This window comes from Winogradskyella sp. (genome assembly GCF_025210595.1).
GTDB lineage: Bacteria > Bacteroidota > Bacteroidia > Flavobacteriales > Flavobacteriaceae > Winogradskyella.
Window position 1 is genome coordinate 1 of sequence record NZ_JAOARH010000002.1, and the last position, 15,274, is coordinate 15,274.

At 31.1% G+C, this 15,274-nt stretch carries 14 protein-coding genes and 1 pseudogene; 10 read left to right on the forward strand and 5 right to left on the reverse strand.

Annotated features, from left to right (window positions below):
* A pseudogene (locus tag N4A42_RS00040) lies at nt 1-192 on the reverse strand (coenzyme A pyrophosphatase); the annotation flags it as partial.
* Between the two features lie 2 nt (nt 193-194).
* Here N4A42_RS00040 and N4A42_RS00045 point away from each other — a divergent pair.
* The 3 genes from N4A42_RS00045 (at nt 195) to N4A42_RS00055 (ending at nt 3,578) form a co-directional block, all read left to right on the forward strand.
* Nucleotides 195-896 (forward strand): peptidylprolyl isomerase, encoded by a 702-nt coding sequence (locus N4A42_RS00045; protein ID WP_294068291.1) that lies wholly within the window; start codon nt 195-197, stop codon nt 894-896.
* Between the two features lie 89 nt (nt 897-985).
* Nucleotides 986-3,127, forward strand: coding sequence for a M3 family metallopeptidase (locus N4A42_RS00050; RefSeq protein ID WP_294068293.1), 2,142 nt, complete (start codon nt 986-988; stop codon nt 3,125-3,127).
* 13 nt (nt 3,128-3,140) lie between these two features.
* Nucleotides 3,141-3,578 carry a DUF1801 domain-containing protein gene (locus N4A42_RS00055; RefSeq protein ID WP_294068295.1) on the forward strand — a complete coding sequence of 146 codons (438 nt, stop codon included), beginning with the start codon at nt 3,141-3,143 and terminating at the stop codon, nt 3,576-3,578.
* A 54-nt stretch (nt 3,579-3,632) separates the two neighbouring features.
* Here N4A42_RS00055 and N4A42_RS00060 read toward each other — a convergent pair whose 3' ends face one another.
* Entirely contained in the window at nt 3,633-4,244 is a 612-nt protein-coding gene (locus tag N4A42_RS00060; RefSeq protein ID WP_294068296.1) for a trimeric intracellular cation channel family protein, read from the reverse strand.
* Entirely contained in the window at nt 4,244-4,969 is a 726-nt protein-coding gene (locus N4A42_RS00065; protein ID WP_294068297.1) for an RDD family protein, read from the reverse strand. Before N4A42_RS00065 ends, N4A42_RS00060 begins: the two co-directional genes overlap by 1 nt.
* Nucleotides 4,970-5,003: 34 nt before the next feature.
* Between N4A42_RS00065 and N4A42_RS00070 the strand changes: the two genes are divergently transcribed.
* From N4A42_RS00070 to N4A42_RS00100, 7 genes are all read left to right on the forward strand, one after another.
* Complete coding sequence (locus tag N4A42_RS00070) at nt 5,004-5,981, forward strand: stage II sporulation protein M (RefSeq protein WP_294068298.1); 978 nt, start codon at nt 5,004-5,006, stop codon at nt 5,979-5,981.
* Nucleotides 5,978-6,898, forward strand: coding sequence for a hypothetical protein (locus N4A42_RS00075; protein WP_294068299.1), 921 nt, complete (start codon nt 5,978-5,980; stop codon nt 6,896-6,898). The genes N4A42_RS00070 and N4A42_RS00075 overlap by 4 nt, the downstream gene beginning before the upstream one ends.
* Nucleotides 6,891-7,619 carry a hypothetical protein gene (locus N4A42_RS00080; RefSeq protein ID WP_294068300.1) on the forward strand — a complete coding sequence of 243 codons (729 nt, stop codon included), beginning with the start codon at nt 6,891-6,893 and terminating at the stop codon, nt 7,617-7,619. The genes N4A42_RS00075 and N4A42_RS00080 overlap by 8 nt, the downstream gene beginning before the upstream one ends.
* Entirely contained in the window at nt 7,612-8,817 is a 1,206-nt protein-coding gene (locus tag N4A42_RS00085) for a DUF4350 domain-containing protein (protein WP_294068302.1), read from the forward strand. Before N4A42_RS00080 ends, N4A42_RS00085 begins: the two co-directional genes overlap by 8 nt.
* Nucleotides 8,818-8,849: 32 nt before the next feature.
* On the forward strand, nt 8,850-9,857 hold the full coding sequence (locus tag N4A42_RS00090; RefSeq protein WP_294068339.1) for a MoxR family ATPase: 1,008 nt from the start codon (nt 8,850-8,852) through the stop codon (nt 9,855-9,857).
* Entirely contained in the window at nt 9,857-11,188 is a 1,332-nt protein-coding gene (locus tag N4A42_RS00095; RefSeq protein ID WP_294068304.1) for a DUF58 domain-containing protein, read from the forward strand. The genes N4A42_RS00090 and N4A42_RS00095 overlap by 1 nt, the downstream gene beginning before the upstream one ends.
* 336 nt (nt 11,189-11,524) lie before the next feature.
* Nucleotides 11,525-11,944 carry a DUF2141 domain-containing protein gene (locus N4A42_RS00100; protein ID WP_294068306.1) on the forward strand — a complete coding sequence of 140 codons (420 nt, stop codon included), beginning with the start codon at nt 11,525-11,527 and terminating at the stop codon, nt 11,942-11,944.
* 90 nt (nt 11,945-12,034) lie between these two features.
* Here the strand turns inward: N4A42_RS00100 and N4A42_RS00105 are convergent, their stop codons facing one another.
* Nucleotides 12,035-14,335, reverse strand: a complete 2,301-nt coding sequence (locus N4A42_RS00105; RefSeq protein ID WP_294068308.1) for a FecR domain-containing protein — start codon at nt 14,333-14,335, stop codon at nt 12,035-12,037.
* Entirely contained in the window at nt 14,332-15,258 is a 927-nt protein-coding gene (locus N4A42_RS00110; protein ID WP_294068310.1) for a FecR family protein, read from the reverse strand. The genes N4A42_RS00105 and N4A42_RS00110 overlap by 4 nt, the downstream gene beginning before the upstream one ends.
* Between the last annotated feature and the right edge of the window lie 16 nt (nt 15,259-15,274).

The following is a 15,274-nucleotide window of genomic DNA, read 5'->3' on the forward strand; positions in this document are numbered from 1 at the left end:
CGATGTTTCATTACTTTCATTAGGATAAAACAATGCCAACACACCAGCTGTCTTAGCGCTTTTCGCTTTTTCTCTCATACGCTCAGCTAATTCTAATCTATAAGGAGGAGACATTTTGGCATGAGATGTTTCGCCCAAAAGTTCGAGATGTTTTATTTTTACTACAGATTCTAAAAACGTATTAAAAAGCATTTATGAGATTTCAATTAATTATAATTGTCGTTTTATTTTTATGGAACTGTGAAGATAAGCAATCTTCAAAACAAACCACATCTACCACTCCAAAAGATTCTATTATTCAAAAACCAAAAGAAACCAATAAAAAGGTATCTTCACCTGAGTTCCCTATTCTTAGCGATGATAATGCCATGGAGTTCTTTTTAGAATACTCTAAAGCACATAAAGAAGATAAAGTAAGGATTACTACAGACTTTGGAACCATAGATATTAAGCTTTATGACAAAACAAAATTTCATCGCGCTAACTTTATCTATCTCACCAAACGAAAATACTTTGATAATACCCAATTTTACAGAGTCGTTAAAAACTTTGTTATACAAGGAGGTAGTAGTGATGGTTTAGATTTGTATAAAAAACGACGAAAAATTGGTAAATATTTATTACCTCCAGACACCAAACGTGGTTATTCGCATCAACGAGGTGCAATCTCAATGCCAAGTAGCGAAATAGAAAATGCTTATAAATTAGCCTCACCGTTTCAATTTTTTATAGTTGTGAATAGAGAAAAAGCAAAACATTTGGATGGTGACTATACTGTATTTGGCGAAGTTATAAAAGGCATGGATGTAGTAGATAAAATAAATGCTGTAAAAACCGACGAAGGAGATTGGCCTATAGATAATGTGTACATTAGATCTGTAGAAATTATAAAATAATTAAGATTTCTACTACGCTATTTTTAATATCTTGTAAATCATTAGATACTTGGACTAAGCTCAGTATAACATTCACAAAACTAACTACAATGATTACTAAATCAATAAAAGCTACTATTATGGGTAGTATTATCTTATTTGCTAGTTGTAAAGAAGAACCAAAGACTAAAGACAAATTAATGACCAATAATGTCTTACTACAAGAATGGGAAGGTCCATATCAAGGTGTGCCTGCTTTTGACAAAATGAACGTAGCAGATGTTAAGGAAGCTGTAGAAAAAGGCATGGATCTTCAATTAAAAGAAATTGACGCTATTGCCAACAATACAGAAGCTCCTAGTTTTGAAAATACTATTGTTGCTATGGAAAGCGCTGGTAAGGCTTTAAATCGTGTATTTGCTTATTATGGTATTTTGAGTAGTAATAAATCTACACCAGAGTTTAGAAAGGTACAAGCAGAATTGGCACCAAAACTTTCTGAATTTCGTTCTAAAATTTCTCAAAATGAAAAATTATTTCAGCGTATCAAAGCTGTTTATGAGGCTTCTCAAAAAAAACCGTTAGAACCTCAAGAACAACGTGTGGTTAACCTTACCTATAAACAATTTGAAATGAATGGTGCCAATCTAGATGTAGAAAAAAAGAAACGCTATGCAGAAATAAACAAAGAACTTTCTACTCTTTATACAAAGTTTTCTAATAATGTCTTACATGATGAAGAAAACTATGTAACGTATTTAACCAAAGATCAACTCGGAGGTTTATCTGATGGTTTTATAAAATCGGCTGCAAAAATAGCTTCAGATAAAGGGCAAGATGGTAAATACGCTATTACAAATACGCGTTCTTCTATGGATCCTTTTCTCACCTACTCTACAAATCGAGAATTAAGGAAACAAGTTTGGGCAAACTACTACTCTAGAGGTGATAACGGAGATGAGTATGACAACAATAAGATTATTGCTGAAATTTTAAAATTACGTAAAGAGCGTGTTAGCCTATTGGGTTATGAGAATTATGCACAATGGAGATTACAAAATCGTATGGCTAAAAATCCTGAAAATGCTATGGATTTAATGCTTAAAGTATGGCCAGCATCAACTGCACGAGTTAAAGAAGAAGTGGCTGACATGCAAGTAGTAGCTAATGAATTAGGAGACAATATTACTATAGAACCATGGGATTATCGTTATTATGCCGAAAAAGTTAGAAAGAAAAAATACGATTTAGATAGTGATGAAGTGAAACAATATCTTCAATTAAACAAACTTACCGAGGCAATGTTCTTTGTTGCTGGAGAAATTTTCAATTATAAATTCACACCTATTAAAGAAGGTTCAGTTCCTGTATTTCATGAAGATGTAAAGGTTTGGGAAGTAACCAATAAAGATTCTGGCAAACACATAGGACTTTGGTATTTAGACCCTTATGCACGTGAAGGCAAACGTTCAGGTGCTTGGGCAACAACATACAGGAGCTCTACAACTTTTGAAGGACAAACTAACGTATTGGCATCAAACAATTCAAACTTTGTAAAACCCGCTCCTAGTGAAGCCGTTTTAGTATCTTGGGACGATGCTACAACGTTTTTTCATGAATTTGGACATGCACTACATTTCTTCGCTGCAGATGTTAAATACCCAACACTACAAGGAGGTGTTAGAGACTATACCGAATTTCAGTCTCAACTTTTAGAACGTTGGTTATCTACAGATAAAGTAATTAACACATACTTGGTACATTATAAAACTGGAGAGTCTATTCCTGCTGAGTTAGTTGAAAAAATCAAAAAAGCTTCAACTTTTAATCAAGGATTTGGTACTACTGAATATTTAGCTTCTGCCTTAATTGATATGAAGTTGCACTTGGCAGACCCATCAAATATTGATATTGATAAATTTGAACGTGAAACCTTAGACGAATTAGGTATGCCAAAAGAACTACCAATGCGTCATAGAACACCACACTTTGGTCATGTATTTTCTGGAGAAGGTTACGCAACAGCTTATTATGGTTATATGTGGGCAGATGTTTTAACAAGTGATGCTTCTGAAGCATTTAAAGAAGCACCAAGCGGTTTTTATGATAAAAACGTAGCTGATAAACTAGTAAAATACTTATTTGCTCCACGCAATGCTATGGATCCTGCTGAAGCCTACAGAAAATTTAGAGGCAGAGATGCAAAAATTGAAGCATTGATGAGAGATAGAGGTTTTCCTGTACCTAAGTAAAACAAATAGTAAAATGGCAAAAAACAAAACAAAAGAAACTGAAGTAAACGTTACTGATTTTATTGAATCTTACGTAGATAATGATCAAAAAAAAGCTGACAGTTATCAACTGATAGAACTCTTGAGTAAATGGTCTGGTTTTGAACCTAAAATGTGGGGACCAACAATAATTGGTTTTGGAAAATATCATTATAAATATGCAAGTGGTCATGAAGGAGATGCACCTTTACTAGGTTTCTCACCTCGAAAAGCTCAATTTTCTATTTATGTTTATTCTGATACAGATAATAGCAGAAATCTACTAGAAGACTTAGGGAAATTTAAAATGGGAAAGGCATGTATCTATATTAAGAGTCTTTCAGATATTAATATTACGGTTTTAGAAAAACTTTCTTTAGAGACAATCGCATACCTTGATGAACATCATGAGTGTGCTTGTAGAAACAAATAATAATCTAACTGCAAGAACTATTCATAAAAGCAGATTTAAAACCAAATTATAAGATTAATCTTCATTCTTATACAAACTCGGCAGACTTATCTTAAATTTAACAGCGAGTAATCTCACAACAATAACCACCAAACCTGCTATAACAAAAAGAGAATTTTGGCTTTCTAAAAACTCTCTCAATAAAAAATATGTAAGTCCACCCAAAATACAGGCTGTAGCATAGATTTCTTTCCTAAATATGACAGGAATTTCATTACAAAGAATATCTCGTATTACACCACCAAAACATGCAGTCATAGTGCCCAAAAACATACAAATAATTGGATGCAATTCCGCCGTTAACCCTGTTTCTATTCCAACAACTGTGTACAACCCAATTCCTATGGTATCAAATAAAAACAGAGAGCGTCTTAAATGTTTTAATTGGTTTCTAAATACTACTGCAAAAACAGTTGAAGCAAAAATGACATAGACATAAATCATATTACGCATCCAAGACACAGGCTCAATACCTACCATAACATCGCGTAATGTTCCACCTCCAACTGCTGTAACAAAAGCAATTATGATTACTCCAAAAGGATCCATGCGTTTGTTCATCGCAATAAGTACACCCGAAATTGCAAAAGCAATGGTTCCTAATATGTCTAAAGTTTGAAAAAACATTACATGTTCTGTGTATAGTAATTATAATCCTTTAAAATAGTATCAATAAACTGAACATCATATAGCTTAGATTCTATCCCAAGTGTATCACATATTTTAGTTTTTAGCAACGTAAGCGTTTTAAAATCGTTATTCTTTTTAGAAATAGTATAAGCTTCTTTTATTATCCTAACATCTTTGTCTGTGAGCTGTGTTACATTACTAAAAACAGGCTGATAATCATCTTCTATATCTTCTAAAATTGTACTAGTTATCTTATGCTTTTTCTTCACACTAATAACAACTGTTCCTGCTGCTGAATCACCTACACGTTGCTTTCTATCCGATAATAAAATGCTTAAAATCCCAATAGATGAAAAGAATAACCAAATATCTATAATTCGCAACATCCAACGTACCATAAAATTATACCATTGGGTTGGTGAACCATCTAAACGTACCACTTTAATCTTCATAATCATTTTCCCAACGGTTTGCCCTCCAAAAATAATATGGCATAAAGCTGAATAAAACAACGCTGGCAATGTAAATAATCCTAAAAAGCCTCGTCTTGTCCATGCGTCTGCATCAAAAATTGCAGAGAGATTTACAAGATTCTCCATAATGGTCATATATGTCAATAAAATAACACCATCAATTAAAAAGGCCACCATACGTTCTCCCAAACCAATTAGCTTATAATCTAGGTTAACATTTTGTGCAGTGTTAATTGCTAATTTGCTCATGGAAATGTATATTCGTTTTAAATTAAAATGATTTATGCGCGAGGCAGCTTTTGTAAAGCAAAATAAGGAAAAATGGATTGGTTTTGAAAACGCATTACATAATAATGCGAAAATAAATCCAGATGATTTAGCTTCTTATTATATACAACTTACAAACGATTTATCTTATGCCCAAACGTATTACCCAGAGAGTAAGACATTATTGTATTTAAACTCTCTAGCTTCACAAGCTCATCAAAAAATTTATGTCACAAAAAGAGAATCAAAAAACAAAATTATTTCTTTTTGCCGAGATGAGTTTCCTTTGTTTTTTTATCAATACCACAAAACACTTTTGTATTCATTTTTAATCTTTACTGCTGCAGTAATTATTGGAGTTGTATCTACACTAAATGATGATTCTTTTGTTAGACTTATTCTTGGTGATGCTTATGTAAATATGACGATTGAAAACATTGAAAAAGGTGAGCCAATGGCTGTGTATAAAAGTGGGAGTAATATTGGTACTTTTTTAGGCATAACCATAAACAATATTAGAGTTGCCATTTTTGCTTTTGCTTTAGGTGTATTTTTTAGTGTTGGTACCATTTGGATTTTGTTTAGTAATGGTATTATGCTTGGCTCGTTTATTACCTTCTTTTATAATTATGGTATTTTAGAAAAAACTTCAACTGTATGGCTGCATGGTACTATTGAGATTTCTGTTATAGTCATTGCTGGTTGTGCTGGTTTGGTGATGGGTAATAGTTTTTTATTTCCTAAAACCTACTCTAGACGTGTTGCCTTTATGAAAGGCGCCAAAGATGGATTAAAAATTTTAGTAAGCACCATACCTTTTTTTATCATCGCAGGTTTTATAGAAGGATTTATAACACGTTATGGCGAACAAATGCCTTGGCTTTTAGCTTATAGTATCATTTTTATTTCACTTTTTATTATTGTTTATTATTATATCATTTATCCTATATTATTGAATAAAGCCCAAAGCCAATTAACACCCAAGTTAACGTGAACGAAAACTATATAGAATTAAGAACCAGAAGTACATTTGGTGATATTATAAACACCTATTTTTTATTTCTTAAACATAACTTTAAATCCTACACTAGTTTATATTTAAAATACAATGCGGTAAGTATTATTCTTACTTTAATTTGTTCGTATTTATTAGTTACTGGTTTTATGGGCTTAGCCAGTCGAGATTTTAGGTTTGGCATGGGAAGTAATGTAGCTACCGAAAGTTATTTCATAGCTGGTGCTATTATTCTTTTATTAATTGTTTTTGTTACCTCGCTAATTAATTATAGCTTCTCAAGCTCTTATATAGCTGAATATGTTAATAATGAAGGAAAAATTGTCTCAAAAAACATTTGGAAAAGTATTATAGATAATATCGGTTCAATAATTATATTCATTCTTATTGGTGGGCTTATGTACATTGTATATATTGTAATATCTATGGTAGTATCTTTTATACCTCTCCTAGGTATGCTTATTCAATACGGATTAAGCTTTACAATGACAGCTGTTTTTGGCTTAACGTTTATGTCTATTTTTTCTACTAAAAAAAGTTTTGGTGAAGCTATTTCTGAAGGATTTAACTTTACGTTTTCAAATTTTTGGAGAATCGTTTTATACGGACTAGTAATAGGCATTCTTAATATGATGATTACTGTTCTAATACTATCTATACCTGGATTTATTATTGGAATTTATGCTTATTTTTCTATTGAAAGTAGTATAGATTTTACCACAAACACATTTGCTACTTTGGTATTTACATTTGGTTTTGCAGCATTTTTACTTTCTTTTATTTATACGCAAGCATTATCTCAAATATCCTATGGCATTTTGTATTACAATCTTTATGAGTTAAAACACAACGTATTTCTTAAGAAAAAAATTGATCAAATAGGTATTAATGAGTAAGATTACGTTAAAACATATTAGTACTGGTTGTTTTGTATTTATTAATACACTTATAGTAAATGCACAAGATGCTATTATCAAAAAAGACTCTTCTCAAATAGAGGTTACTTACTTTAAAGAGAATTTTAAAGAGAATTATACTGGTAGCGAGTTTAATTACTCTATTAATGACACTGATGGTATCAATTTAATACAACGTATCCTTAGAACGTTTTTTAATTGGTTAGGTGATATTTTTGGATTTGAAGTAGATTGGTTAGACTACAAAACTCTAGAATACATCATTTATGGTCTCTTAGGAGTTATCGTACTTTATCTTCTAATAAAGTTCCTACTACAAACACCTATCAGCTCAGTATTTAAAACCGAAGCTAAAACCATTGAAGGCTTTAGTTATGTTGAAGAAAACATAGAACAAATCGATTTTGACAAACTTATAAAACAAGCTCTAAAAGAAAACAATTATAGGTTGGCTACACGCTATATGTATCTAAAATCTTTAAAAGCTTTAGCTCATAAAAAAACAATAGAATGGCATTACGATAAAACCAACAATGATTATCTTAATGAAATAAAAGATTTAAAATTAAAGACTCTGTTTAAGCGTGTTTCGTATATCTACGATTATGTTTGGTATGGTGAATTTCCTATAGACAAAGAACGTTTTAATAAAAATAAAGACGATTTTAACCAACTCATAAAAACAACTCAGCATGGATAAGCGTTCTAAAATAGCGTTATACATCATTGGCACTGTAATTGTTTTAATGATGATTGCAGAAGTTACCAAACCAAAAGCTATAAATTGGCGAGACTCCTACTCTGCTGTTGATAAAATTCCGCTTGGTTGCTATATTCTTTTTAATGAATTAGATACTTTTTCAGATGATGAAATTTTAACTTCAGACCGTACTATATACGAATACTTAAAACGTGTAGACACTACAACACCAAAGACATTGGTATTTATTAACAATCGCCTTAGCTTCGATAAAGAAGAATCTAACGCATTGCTCAATTTTGCAGAAAAAGGAAATACCGTGTTTATGAGTTTCAACTATATTTATTCACAAGCAATAGACTCTTTAAACATTGCTATTATTAGGCAATATGGTAATTTTTACAAAAAAGAATCTGAGCATAAATTCTCGAGTCCAAGCCTTCAAAAAAACAATAAAAAATTTAAAGATGTTATTGAGAATAGCCGCTTTAGTTCTATTGATACTTTAAAGACAACCATTTTAGGTACTGTAACAGCAAAAGGTGACGATGATGTTGAAGAAACCTACCCTAATTTTATAAAAGTTGATGTAGGTGAAAAAGGCGGTCAGTTTATATTACACACTAACCCATTTGCATTTACAAATTATCATCTTTTGAACGATAAGGAAGATTACACTGCTACGGTTTTATCCTATCTTCCAAAGCAACAAATTATTTGGGATAATAATTACAAAAGCGGTCGTAAAGTTATTACCAGTCCGCTACGTTATATATTACAAAGCACTGCTCTAAAATGGGCTTTTTATATCAGTATGTTTAGCCTTATACTATTTGTCATCTTTAGAGGAAAACGTACGCAACGTATTATACCCGTTATAAATAAACTAGAAAATAGTACTGTAGATTTTACAAGAACCATAGGAGAACTTTATTATCAACATGGAGATTTCACCAACATCATAAAAAAGAAGATAGAATACTTTTTAGAATTTGTACGCAGAAATTATTACTTAGATACCAATCAATTAAACGTTCATTTTATTGAAAAACTAAGTGTAAAATCTACCAACACAAAGGAAGACACTAAAGTATTAATCGATTACTTAGTCTTTTTAAAATCGAAGACCAACCATACAGAACAAGAACTAATAGAGTTAAATAAAAAAATAGAACACTTTACAAAACACACAAGATAATGGAAGAACAATATAAACCATCTTCAGAAAACTTGGATGACACAAACACTAATGAAGTAAACGCAACTAATGAAGGTTTTAAAAATCGTATTAATTTAAAACCACTTCAAGATAGTGTAGCACAAATAAAGCAAGAACTTGCCAAGTTTATCGTAGGGCAAAATGAAATGATTGAGCTATTAATCATTTCTATTCTAACCAATGGTCACTCACTTATAGAAGGTGTTCCTGGTGTAGCAAAAACAGTTACTGCAAAACTTTTGGCTAAGACTATGGATGTCGATTTTAATCGTATTCAATTCACACCAGATTTAATGCCTAGTGATATTTTGGGCACCTCTATATTCAATGTAAAAACCAGTGAGTTTGAATATAAAAAAGGCCCAATTTTTTCTAATATTGTTCTTATAGATGAAATTAATAGAGCACCTGCAAAAACACAAGCCGCTCTGTTTGAAGTAATGGCAGAGCGCCAAATTACTATGGATGGTACACGCTATAATATGGAATTACCATTTTTAGTATTTGCTACTCAAAACCCAATAGAGCAAGAAGGCACTTACCGATTACCAGAAGCACAATTAGACCGCTTTCTATTTAAAATCGAAGTAGATTATCCTTCTCTAGAAGACGAAGTGCAAATCTTAATGGAAAATCATCAAAGAAAAGACGTTATGGATTTAAATACAATTTCACCAATATTATCGTCTGCTTCTATTAAAAAATACCAAGATTTAATAAAACAAATTGTAGTAGAAGACAACCTGCTAAACTATATCGCTTCTATTGTTAACAACACACGTAACAACGGAAACCTCTATTTGGGAGCTTCACCAAGAGCATCTATATCTATCTTAAATGCTTCAAAAGCAAATGCTGCTATTAACGGTAGAGATTTTGTAACACCAGATGACATAAAACGTTGTACTAAAGCTGTTCTTAAACACAGATTAGTGTTAACACCAGAACGCGAAATGGAAGCATTTACAGTAGATAAAGTTGTAGACCAAATTCTTGAAACCATTGAGATTCCGAGATAGTGAAACGGTTTTTTAAACATACATATTTAACCTTTAGGTTTTTTCTTGTAGCTATTGTATTTGTTGCATTGTTTATCTTGTCTTACCTATTCCCAGGGTTATTGGCAATCGTTACTATTCTGTTTTTTGTAGCTGTTGGTTTGGTTGTAATTGACCTCATATTACTATTTAAACAAAAGGGTATCTCTGCTTCTAGAATTTTACCAGAAAAACTAAGTAATGGTGATGATAATCCTATTGAAATAACACTCACTAACAACTATAATTTTAAAACCAATCTAACACTTATAGATGAGTTGCCATTTCAATATCAAAAGCGCGATTTTGAAATAAACACACATCTCAACACACATCAGGAAAAGAAAATTACTTATACCTTAAGACCTTTAGAACGAGGCGAATATTACTTTGGCAACCTCAACACATATGTTAATTCACCAATTGGTTTTGTAACCAGACGCTTTCAGTTTGCTAAAGACGCTATGGTACCAAATTATCCTTCGTTTTTACAATTGCGCAAATACATGCTTATTGCATTTTCTAATAAGCTATTTGAATATGGCCTAAAAAAAATACGTCGTATTGGTCATACCATGGAATTTGAACAAATTAAAGATTATGTTACTGGTGATGATATAAGAAACATTAACTGGAAAGCGACTGCAAAACGCAATCAGTTAATGGTTAATCAGTTTCAGGATGAACGTTCACAACCTATTTACAGTGTTATTGATAAAGGTAGAGCAATGAAAATGCCTTTTGAAGGGTTAAGTCTCTTAGATTATGCCATTAATGCTACATTAGTTATTAGTAATGTTGCATTAAAAAAACAAGATAAAGCAGGTATGTTTACCTTTTCTAGAAAGGTTGAAAATAAAGTTGTTGCTGAGCGTAGACCTTCTCAAATGAACAAAGTTTTAGAAACCTTATATAATATAAAAACAGATTTTTCGGAATCGGATTTTTCAAGATTATATATTGATATAAAACGAAACATTACGCAACGTAGCTTACTGTTACTTTACACTAATTTTGAAACTTTAGATGCGCTTCATCGCCAATTACCATATCTTCAATCTATAGCAAAAAATCATTTACTAGTTGTTATCTTTTTTGAAAATACAGAGCTAGACAAATTAACCAATATTGAAGCTCATAACACATTTGATATTTTTCAAAAAACCATTGCCGAAAAGTTTGTGTACGAGAAAAAACTAATCGTTAGTGAGCTACAGAAACATGGTATTCAAACAATATTAACTGCACCAGAGCATTTAACAATCAATACTATTAATAAGTATTTGGAGATTAAAGCGAGAGGGTTGTTGTAAATTGGGTTTAGGCGTGAGAAATTAGACATGAGTGATTAGTGATTAGTGATTAGTGATTAGTGATTAGTGATTAGTGATTAGTGATTAGTGATTAGTGATTAGTGATTAGTGATTAGTGATTAGTGATTAGTGAAAATAAATAACTTAATAATCCACTAAACAAATACACTAATAAACATCTCAACAATTAAACAAATCCACGATTAAACGTGTAAACAACTTAACAACTCATCCTCATAAAAACACAATTCGGTAAGAACGTTTATGTCTTATTTTAAGTTTGTTAGATATTTGAATCATCAAACAAAAAACATATAACCATTAACACATTACATTATGAAACATTTAATCTTAACATTCGCATTAGCTTTAACAACATTATTTGGTTTTTCTCAAGAAAATGAAGGCATTACTATCACAGTTACTATAGATAACGTTGCTAATAACAACGGAAAAGTGGTAATGTCTCTGCACACCTCTGAAACCTTTATGAAAGGTAAAGGTATTAAGAGCGCAGAGGCAAATATCAAAGACGGAAAAGCAACCGCTACTTTTGAAAATGTTCTATCTGGAGAGTATGCCATTATAGCACTACACGATGAAAACGATAATAAGCGTATGGATTTTAGAGAAAATGGTATGCCATTAGAATCTTACGGAATGTCTAATAACCCTATGTCTTTTGGACCACCACAATATGAAGACGCTAAGTTTAAAGTAAAAGACAACAACTTAGATCTTAACATTAGATTCTAAATAAATTTTCATCAATCAATCAATCAATCAATCAATCAATCAATCAAATATGAAGTCTTCAGTTATATACAGTAATTGAAGACTTTTTTATTAAAAGTACAACCTAAACATAAAATTTGGTGTAATACCAATAGAATAGCGCTCTATTAACTCTACAGAATCATTCAAACTATTGTTACCTCTGTATTCTCTAGAAATAAGATTATTTCGGTTATATAAATTCCTAACTGAAAAACCTATCTTGCCTCTTAATGCATTTTTATTAGATATCTTAAACGAATATGTTGAAGATAGATCTAAACGATGATAAACAGGTAATTGTCCAGTATTAATACCATTATTAAACTCTAAACCATTAGAACCTTCTTCTGCAATAGTATATGGTCTTCCTGTTTGCCATTTCCATCCTAAAGCTACTTGAAGTCCTTTTGTTTTATAACTTAAAGCTGTAGATATGGCATGGGTAATGTTTGTTCTAGAGTTAAAAGATTTACTATCGTTTATAGTCTTAAACTTATTTTTTGCTCTATTGTAAGAATAACTTATCCAAGAATTGAACCCATTAAATCGTTTTTTCAGGAATACATCTGTACCAATAACATTTTGATTTCCTTTATTAAAACCTATATTTTCAGGATTTAAAAAGCCTAAAGATAACGCTGAAATATTTTTCATGCGTTTGAAATAAATATCAGAGTCTATACTAAAACCACCCTTAGAATAAATTAAACCTAAGGATGCGTGTTTGCTATTTATTATTGGAGAATTATCGCCATTTGCCACACGCCAAACTCTGTTCTCTAAAGACAAATCGCTAAAAACAGTTTCATCTATTTCACTTAAAATTTGGTTTTTAATTTCTGCACTGGCTTGTAGCTTAAAACGTTCATTAAGATCTTTAAATATTAATAACCTAGGTTCTATTCGCATAGCATCTAATTCTTGAAAATAAGTACTTCTTAGACCAAATGAGACATCTAAAAAGTTAGGGTTATTATAATCTGCGCTCACAAAAGCACTATGGGTTTGCACAATGTTTTCTTCTGAATCGAGTATAAAACTTATGTTAGTAGTATTTAAAAACGCGTAGGCAACATCTTTTAATGTATATTGATAGCCAAAGTCGTAATTAAATTGCTCTGAAGCATTGTAATTTAATTCAGTAGATATACCTGAATCGAATATAGTGTTTCGTTTCTCAAAATCAGATACTTGCTCTTCATTTTCAAAAGTTATATAATTATAATTGAGCTCGTAATCAGAAAAATAAGCTTGTGTCTGTTGCGTTAGCTTATTATTCCATTTAGAAGTCCAACCTATTCCATAACCTGTATTTCTAATCTTTAAGAGGTCGTTAAAGTCTCTATTTGCTTCAGAATCTATTGAGATGTAATCTAACTCATTATCAATATTTATAATACTTGTATAAAAACTATGGTTAGAATTGAGTTTATAATTTAGCTTTATATTATAATCTATAAATGAAAAATTATTATCGCCATCTTCATTTTGATTAATCTTTGTACTTTCAAATACTTTATCTGCTAATTGACTAAAGGTATGAGTTTCATAAATATCTGTATAGCTTTTTCTCAACGATGCCTGAACACTTAACTTATCTTTTATAATTGGTATATCTAAAATAGCATCTGCATTAACTCCGTTAACACCTATTTCTGCATTAAAGCGGTTTGTTATTATATGCTTTGAATTAATATCTATAACCGACGATACACGTTCACCATACTTGGCATGTGTACCTTTATTAATAAATTTAATCTCTGATGCTACATTAGGATTTAAAGGAGATATCATTCCAAAAAGATGACCTTTATGATAAATATTTATACCATCCCAAATTAATCGGTTTTGATCTGCATAACCACCTCTAACAAAAAAACCAGAAGCGGTTTCGTTAGGACTCAATACACCAGGTAATAACTGAATACTTTCTAAGACATCTGGCTCTGTTAGACCAGGTAATATACCTAATTGAGAAGGATATAGTTTATAGGTACCGTCTCTATTTTTTTCTATACCTTTTGTAAGGTAACTTTTAACAAGTACTTGATCTAATACTTCCGTTTTTTCTATTTTTTCTTGAGGTAAGCTAACAACAACATAACGTTTTTCTATAACTCTATAACTAAGCGTAGTTTGTTTTTGTAATGCATTTAAAACTTCTAATAGTGTTCTTTTCTTTTGAGTTAATGAAACCCTTTTATCTTTTACATAATCATCTTTGTACGAAAACAAAACGCCATAAGTTTGTTCTATATTTTTAATAGCATCTTGCAACGCTACATCTTTAAGCTCAATGTAAAAAGCCTCTTCTTGAGAAAAGGCTATTGTAGGTAGTAACATTAAGACTAAGATATATATTAACCTCATTCTTTATATCTTAATTTAATGTTACGTTTTTCTTTTTCATTATAGGTAATATTGAGTGTTTCAAATACTGTTTTTAATGCAATACTTAAACTATCGTGCGGAAAACTACCAGTAAATGTTTCTGAATCATCTATTGCTTCGGTATTAAACGCTACATTATATTTATCCTCTAAAGCTTTTATAACATAACGAATTGGTACACTTTTAAAGGTGCTTTCACCATGTACCCAAGCAGGCATTCTTTCAGAATTTCCAAACAAATCTATAGGGCTTTCATTTATACTTCTAGCAGCATTATTGGGTAAAAGGATATTTTTAGATTGCTTTGTTTTCACTTGTACTTTTCCTTCGTAGCATACAACTTCAAAAAACCCATTAGTAGTATTAACATTAAACTGTGTTCCCAAAACAGACACAGAACCATTGTTAGTATTTACCACAAATGTTTCTCCTTTAGCTACTTTAAAATAAGCTTCGCCTTCAAGATAAAGTTTACGGTCATTTTCCCAATCCTCTTCATCGTAAATTATTTTAGATTTAGAATTTAAAATAACCTCAGAGCCATCTAAAAGTGCAATCGTTCTGTTTTCACCATAACCAGTTTCTATGATAACTTCACTATCATTTAAAAAAGTAAACAACCCAAATAATATTACAATTGAAGCCGCAATACCAACAACCCAATTGGTATAAAGTGGCTTAACTTTTGGCTGTTTTTTTTCAATACGATTTTTAATTTTCATAAACGAAGCATCCGTTGAAGCATCTAGTTTTTGCTTCACATTAAAACCTTCTCGTAGTTTTAAATAAGCAAAATAATCCTCCTCACTCACCAGGTGCTTTAGCTCCTTATCTGTAAGCTCACCTTCTAACCATTTAGCTAAAAATGTATCGGAACTATTATGTAAATTTTCTTTTTTCATTGGTTTCTATTTATAA